2 protein-coding genes are annotated in these 2,190 nt (G+C 64.0%); both read left to right on the top strand.

From position 1 onward, the window contains the following. Positions 1 to 233: 233 nt before the first annotated feature. Positions 234 to 1,373, top strand: a complete 1,140-nt coding sequence (gene recF, locus EN893_RS30135; protein ID WP_127268057.1) for a DNA replication/repair protein RecF — start codon at positions 234 to 236, stop codon at positions 1,371 to 1,373. Positions 1,374 to 1,456: 83 nt separating this feature from the next. Beyond that, positions 1,457 to 2,190: molybdopterin-synthase adenylyltransferase MoeB (locus EN893_RS30140; protein WP_164901241.1), on the top strand; the 734-nt coding region annotated here is incomplete at its 3' end.

Consider the following 2,190-nt stretch of genomic DNA (forward strand, 5'->3'; position numbering starts at 1 on the left):
CTATGTGCTGATGCCGATGCGGGTGTAGCGGCACGGTGTCAGCACTTCGGTCCTGTTGTGGACCGGCAAGCGCGATATTTACGGCAACTTCTAGAGCAATTCCAGGAAAAGTGTGAAGCGGTTTTCCCGGGAAAAGCGCATAGCGCTTTCCCTTGGGAATTGCGTTAAAACAAAGAGATAGATTGGTTTTGCGTTTCCGTGAAACGATGGAACGCTCTATAGGCGGATAGCGGTTGCCGGCACAGAACCACATAAGTAAGCTTACACTTACCAATTTCCGAAACTACGCGGCGCTGACGATCGATCTGGCGCCAGGTGCCGTGGTTTTTTCCGGCGACAACGGCGCCGGCAAAACCAATCTCCTCGAAGCAATCTCCCTTTTGACACCGGGGCGTGGTTTGCGCCGCGCCCCTTACGTGGATGTCGCACGCGAGGGCGGCGACGGCGGCTTTGCATTGCATGCCCGGCTCGACGGACCTGACGGCCAGGTCGAGATCGGAACAGGCATTTCCGGCGGCGACACCGCCGGCGAAGGCGGCAGGCGGGTGCGCATCAACGGAGCGTCGGCGCGCTCGGCCGAGGACATGCTGGAATGGCTGCGCGTGGTGTGGCTGACGCCAGCCATGGACGCGTTGTTCACCGGACCGGCCGCGGATCGCCGGCGATTTCTCGATCGGCTCGTGCTGGCGATCGATCCCGGGCACGGGCAACGTGCGATCGACTACGAGAAGGCTATGCGCGGTCGTAACCGGCTGCTTACCGAAAACTCCCGGGACGACCGCTGGTTCGACGCTATCGAGACGCAGATGGCCGAAACCGGTGTGGCGATAGCCGCGGCGCGGGCCGAAATGGTGCGGCTGCTCGCCACCATGATCGACAGGCTGCCCGACACGGGACCATTTCCGCGGGCCGATATCGGCCTTTCGGGCGATCTGGAAGCCGAAATCGCCGCCGCGCCGGCGGTCGATGTCGAGGAGCGCTTCCGTCGGACGCTTGCCGGGGGCCGTGAGCGCGATCGCGCCGCCGGGCGCACCCTCGACGGCCCGCACCGTTCGGATCTGGTGGTTCGACACCGCCCCAAGGCGATGCCGGCCGAACTCTGCTCGACCGGCGAGCAGAAGGCACTGCTGGTCGGCATCGTGCTGTCGCACGCAAGGCTGACCGGCGAAATGTCGGGCATGACGCCGATCCTGTTGCTCGACGAGATCGCCGCGCATCTCGACAGCCGGCGGCGCGCGGCGCTGTTCTCCATCCTGGAGGAACTGAACTGCCAGGCGTTCATGACAGGAACCGATGCTGCGCTGTTTTCCAGTCTCCAGGGGCGCGCGCAATTCCTGACTGTCGACCATGGGACAGTTGGGCCAACGATCTAGACCATTGTGCCTCGTGTTCCTGGGCGACATCAACAGGTGCGTTGGCCCCTGACAAGGTTTTTCAGTCCCTGTATGATCAGGCAATGACCACTGCCGCCCTGACCGCAGACGAGATCGAACGCTATGCCCGCCACATCGTGCTGCCGGAGATCGGCGGCGCCGGCCAGCAAAGGCTGAAACAGGCCCGGGTGCTGGTCATCGGCGCTGGCGGACTGGGCGCGCCGGTGCTTGAATATCTTGCCGCCGCCGGCGTCGGCACACTCGGCGTGATCGATGACGACACCGTTTCGCTGTCCAACCTGCAGCGCCAGGTCATTCACGGTACCGACACTGTCGGCCTGCTGAAGACCGATAGCGCCAAGGCGGCAATCGCTCGCATCAATCCCAACACCACAGTCGAACCGCATACGTTCCGGCTGACCACGGACAATGCGCCCGCCCTCGTCGCCCGCTATGACATCGTCGTCGACGGTTCCGACAATTTCGAAACGCGCTATGCCGTGGCCGATGCCTGCGCGAGCGAAGGCAAGCCGCTGGTGCATGCCGCCGTCGGACGCTTCGATGGTTCGGTAACGGTGCTGAAGCCATTCGAAGACGGCAGGGACGGCAAGCCCAACCCAAGCTATCGCGATCTGTTTCCCGAGGCGCCGCCGCCGGGCCTGGTGCCGTCCTGTGCCGAAGCCGGCGTGCTTGGCGCGCTGACCGGCGTCGTCGGTACGCTGCAGGCGATGGAGGCGATCAAGCTGATCACCGGCATTGGCGAGCCGCTGGTCGGCCGGCTGCTGCTCTATGATGCGCTGGCGGCGCGCTTCGACAC

Source organism: Mesorhizobium sp. M7A.F.Ca.CA.004.04.2.1 (genome assembly GCF_004022825.1).
In the GTDB taxonomy this organism is placed as follows: Bacteria; Pseudomonadota; Alphaproteobacteria; order Rhizobiales; family Rhizobiaceae; genus Mesorhizobium.